The sequence below is a fragment of the Priestia sp. P5_B4 genome, assembly GCF_056400385.1.
Map to the genome: position 1 here is coordinate 1 of NZ_JBFULJ010001334.1, position 734 is coordinate 734.

At 35.6% G+C, this 734-nt stretch carries 1 protein-coding gene and 1 pseudogene; both read left to right on the forward strand.

What is annotated here, in order from left to right; translation table 11 throughout:
* Window positions 1–240 (forward strand): annotated as a pseudogene (locus AC1DRF_RS30810) (alpha/beta hydrolase family esterase); the annotation flags it as partial.
* Between the two features lie 340 nt (window positions 241–580).
* Window positions 581–734, forward strand: a 154-nt coding sequence (locus AC1DRF_RS30815) for a CBS domain-containing protein (protein ID WP_477742676.1), incomplete at its 3' end; no start/stop codon positions are given.

Here is a 734-nt window from a genome sequence, read left to right on the forward strand (position 1 = left end):
ATAGATGGATGGATTCAAGATAGCCCGGTTAAAACGAGAGAAGAAAAAATTCTCTTTGGACGGGATTATACAACATATCGCTACGAAAGCAGTAAGGGAGAATTGGCTATTGATAAATATATTATAAATGGAATGGGGCATGCATGGTCAGGAGGGAATTCAGCGGGCAGCTATACAGACCCTAAAGGCCCCAATGCTAGTCGAATCATGTGGGACTTTTTCATGAGTCAAAAAGTATAAACAGAGCATATAATGAGGTTCAGTTGCGTTCTTATCGCAGAGAAGAAGAGCTGAAAGTAGCTCTTCCGGCCCTTATTAGTATAAAGAAGCAGCTGCAGGAACCATTATTTTAACTAGACGTGTTTTTCTAAAAATTAGGATTTGATTATTTAGAAAACGGGTACTGTAATAAAGAAAATAAGAAGTCAAAATTACATAGCTTAGGATTGACAGCTTATAGTTGTAAATGTAAGATAACTGCGAGCTGCATTTTGTATGATTAAAACATTAAAATAAGCCGAAAACTGAAAAAATAAATAGAAATTGTAAGATGAGCGGGTAAGGAAAAGGAGATTAAAAAATGAATATTGCATTTTTCTTAGTACCAAAAAGTGATGTTGTAACACTAAATATTCAATCGACATTAAGACAGGCTCTTGAAAAAATGGAGTATCATCGCTATTCTACAGTTCCGCTAGTTGACGATGATGGTAAATATGTGGGCGTTCTTACTG